Annotated in this window: 5 protein-coding genes and 4 tRNA genes; all 9 read right to left on the bottom strand. The window is 56.4% G+C overall.

Annotated features, from left to right (window positions below; genetic code table 11):
- Positions 1 to 490, bottom strand: a 490-nt coding sequence (locus FGO67_RS16990; protein WP_203301825.1) for a GTP-binding protein, incomplete at its 3' end; no start/stop codon positions are given.
- 51 nt (positions 491 to 541) lie between these two features.
- Positions 542 to 617: transfer RNA gene (locus FGO67_RS16985), tRNA-Thr, on the bottom strand.
- Between the two features lie 15 nt (positions 618 to 632).
- Positions 633 to 707, bottom strand: a tRNA-Gly gene (locus tag FGO67_RS16980).
- Positions 708 to 717: 10 nt separating this feature from the next.
- Positions 718 to 802, bottom strand: a tRNA-Tyr gene (locus FGO67_RS16975).
- 36 nt (positions 803 to 838) lie between these two features.
- Positions 839 to 914, bottom strand: a tRNA-Thr gene (locus FGO67_RS16970).
- Positions 915 to 975: 61 nt separating this feature from the next.
- A complete protein-coding gene (locus FGO67_RS16965) occupies positions 976 to 1,710 on the bottom strand; it encodes a hypothetical protein (RefSeq protein ID WP_203301824.1) in 735 nt (244 codons plus the stop codon).
- The gene (locus FGO67_RS16960; RefSeq protein ID WP_203301823.1) at positions 1,707 to 2,441 is read right to left on the bottom strand and encodes a type III pantothenate kinase; all 735 of its coding nucleotides are present in this window, start codon (positions 2,439 to 2,441) and stop codon (positions 1,707 to 1,709) included. Before FGO67_RS16960 ends, FGO67_RS16965 begins: the two co-directional genes overlap by 4 nt.
- The gene (locus FGO67_RS16955; RefSeq protein WP_203301822.1) at positions 2,438 to 3,403 is read right to left on the bottom strand and encodes a biotin--[acetyl-CoA-carboxylase] ligase; all 966 of its coding nucleotides are present in this window, start codon (positions 3,401 to 3,403) and stop codon (positions 2,438 to 2,440) included. Before FGO67_RS16955 ends, FGO67_RS16960 begins: the two co-directional genes overlap by 4 nt.
- Positions 3,400 to 3,633, bottom strand: a 234-nt coding sequence (locus FGO67_RS17170; protein ID WP_238942546.1) for a hypothetical protein, incomplete at its 5' end; no start/stop codon positions are given. The genes FGO67_RS16955 and FGO67_RS17170, both read right to left, overlap by 4 nt.

Here is a 3,633-nt window from a genome sequence, read left to right as displayed (position 1 = left end):
AGTCGTACTGGCTCAGCAGATCACGAACTTCCATCTCTACCAGCTCGAGCAGCTCTTCGTCATCGACCATGTCCGCTTTGTTCAGGAACACAACGATGAACGGAACGCCAACCTGACGAGACAGCAGAATGTGCTCACGGGTCTGCGGCATGGGGCCGTCAGCTGCGGAGCAAACCAGGATCGCGCCGTCCATCTGCGCCGCACCAGTGATCATGTTCTTCACATAGTCAGCGTGGCCCGGGCAGTCTACGTGTGCGTAGTGACGAGTCGGGGAGTCGTACTCAACGTGAGAAGTCGCGATGGTGATACCACGCGCCTTCTCTTCCGGAGCGTTATCGATCTGATCGAATGCACTCGCAGAACCTGTACCCCAAACTTCGTGACATACACGAGTCAAGGCTGCGGTCAGTGTGGTCTTACCATGGTCAACGTGACCAATGGTGCCAACGTTCAAGTGCGGTTTACTGCGATCAAACTTTTCTTTAGACATTCGACCAATCTCCCTAATCAACCTGGATCGTAACGTTGACCGGATTAATGATGGAGCTCATGGGCGGATTTGAACCGCCGACCTCACCCTTACCAAGGGTGTGCTCTACCAACTGAGCTACATGAGCATTGCAAAACCAAATTGGAGCGGGCAGCGGGAATCGAACCCGCGTCATCAGCTTGGAAGGCTGAGGTAATAGCCACTATACGATGCCCGCGAGCAATTAGTGGTGGAGGGGGCAGGATTCGAACCTGCGAAGGCGATGCCGTCAGATTTACAGTCTGATCCCTTTGGCCACTCGGGAACCCCTCCGAGTCAGTATCGCTTTCGCGACACTGTCAAAAAAAGTGGAGCTGGCGGACGGAATCGAACCCCCGACCTGCTGATTACAAGTCAGCTGCTCTACCAACTGAGCTACGCCAGCTCACATTCGCCTCGTCAGCGAGGGCGGTATACTACGGATTTTTTCAGAGCGTTGCAACACCTTAGCAAGGGTTGATTTCGACGAAATCGAAATCCGCTCCGTAATCCGTTTTTACCGCCTGCACCACATCTTTTACAAGATCCGGCTCAGCCTTAAAAACGAGCGCGTAGCTTATCTGATTTCGGGGGAAGTTGGCCAGTACTGCGTTAAGATTCTGGCGTTTTTTTTCTTCGAGCACGGATATTGCAGCTTCACGAGACTCAAACAGCCCCAAAGAAATGGCGTTTCGGTTCTCACCCTCGGTCACCAGGTACGAATCGATGCCCTGGCGCTGAATATCCCGGAACTGTTTCAAGGCCACGGCGGGCGGCTGCGGAGGAATGATTACCCAGTGAAATGAAGGCAATTCGCGGATCACCTCCTGCCAGTCCAAGCCAACCTCCCCTGCCATCGGCTGGCCAGCAACCAATGCCTTCGCCGTGTTGAGGGAGGGAATCAGCCCCAGGCGACCACAGACCAGCGCTGGCATGTCCGCCCCCTGCTCAGAAAGCTCCACTGAAGACTCACCAGACCCGCCAATACCCGAGACTGTTTGAGCGCCAGCCGTCGATAACGACTGGTCGTCTGAGGCTCCTTTGGGGGCAGCCGCCTCAACGGATTCTTCAGCTTTAAGACTGGCCACTCTCGGCAGGTTGCCGCTGGCAATAACCTTTGATCGCTCGGGACCTTGAAACGCTCCGGCCCCATACCAGAGCCCGAAATTGAGCAATAGGAGGAGAAAAATAAACCACTTCATTGCGCATGATCCTCGGAATCAATCAGCGCCAAGCCGTCCAACACCAGTTGCGGCTGCATCTCAGCCGACAATCCCAACCCCAGAAGCCGACCAGCGTCGCCACCGGTGACCAAAATGCGCTCCAGGCCAAATGTGCGGACATCCGCATGCACCCGCTCCACCATCGCTGCCGACAACCAGGCCAAACCGTGGTTCACACACTCACCGGTGGAGTGCCCCGGACTGGTCTCCAGGACCTGGTCCGGATCGAAACCGATCCGGGCGGCGTCTTTCTTCAGGCTCCGGAGCATCATCTGCAGACCCGGGAGGATAAAACCGCCAAGGTGTTGGCCCGAGCCATCAACATAATCCACCGTCACAGCACTACCGGCATCCACCACAGCCACGCCCTGGCGATAAAGGGACCAGGCACCGTACATGGCATGCCAGCGGTCAGCGCCCATTTTCGGATAATCGTTATAGGCGTTTACCAGTTCACCACGCTCCGGCTCGGACCAGTAGAACCGAACCGGCGCTTCCGTTTGGCGCTCCAGGAAAGCCTGCAAGCCAAGGCGCTTGTCTTCGGCGGCCACGGTCGAAACCGCGACCCCAGTAATTTCCCGCGAATTTGCCTCCAGCCCGGGCATAGGGTTGGCATCATCCAGCTTACCCACTCCCTGGGCGACAATCTGCCCGGCCTGAGCCAGGCGCCACTTCAATCTCGAATTGCCGGCATCAACCAACAACCTCATTGGACAACCCTTAGACTGATTTCGCCCGCCCGCACTGGCACTATTCCCTGCTCAGTACGCAGGAGGTAATTACCGGCCTCATCGATACCTTCACCAGTACCGTGAAGCTCTCCATTACGCGCCTCCAGCGGCATACCTGCAAAGATATCCCGACGCTGCCAGGGCGCGTGGAAATCGCGAAAGCCATTTTCAGAGAACTGATGGGCGGCATCAAGTACGGCGGTGATGATGTTGCCGGCAATAGCATTCCTCGACCAGTTGATGCCCGGACTGGCATTTCCAAGACTGCTCCAGGGTTGATCCACTTCTTCAGCTTCAGCCATGTGCACATTGATGCCAATACCGGCGATCACCTGAACCACCCCTTCCTGCAACTCCCCCTGCAACTCGATTAGGATTCCGCCCAGCTTACCACTGGGAAGGAAGATGTCGTTGGGCCACTTCAGACCAATATCAGAAGCCCCCAAGGTTTCGAGGGCGTTGGCCACAGCCACCCCCAGCACCAGACTCAAGCCGTCCAGCACCGAGAAGCCGCCATGAAAAGTCAGCCCAATACTCAGATACAGATTCTGGCCGCGCGGGCTGCTCCAGACCCGGCCACGACGGCCACGACCAGCGGTCTGGCAATCTGCAATGGCCACCGGCACACCGGAAACGCCATCGGCCACCTGCCGCAAAACCTCAGCGTTGGTGGAATCGACTTCATCCAGCACCACTAGTGACAGAGCGGAGTGATAGCCGTTGTCGACAGCAGCCAGGATGGCCTCGCGATCGAGCAGGTCAACCGAGGACAGCAGCTGGTAACCGCGACCACGGATGGTCTCAATCTTTACCCCTTCGTCCATCGCCCGCCGAATTTGCTTCCAAACTGCGGTCCTGCTGACGCCGAGCTGAGCGGCTAGAAATTCGCCAGAGTGAACATCGCCGTCGCTCAGGAGGTTGATTAAGGCTTTGGATTTCATGAGACGGTATCCAGCTTGAAGAATGGGTAACGCCGGATTAAACACCAGGCGAACAAAAAAGACAAAGTTGCCCGCCATTTTTTGCGGAAAAGGCCCCTTCGAGGCTTTTCGTTCAGGCAATAAAAAACCCCAACTTCGGCGAAGCTGGGGTTTTCGGTATTAAGAGTCTGACGATGACCTACTCTCACATGGGCAAATGCCACACTACCATCGGCGCAGGCCTGTTTCAC

Origin of the sequence: Marinobacter sediminum (assembly GCF_016820575.1) — a bacterium.
Classification (GTDB): domain Bacteria; phylum Pseudomonadota; class Gammaproteobacteria; order Pseudomonadales; family Oleiphilaceae; genus Marinobacter; species Marinobacter sediminum.
The sequence above is the reverse complement of the archived record's forward strand: the minus strand, read 5'-3'. Positions and strand labels throughout refer to the sequence as shown.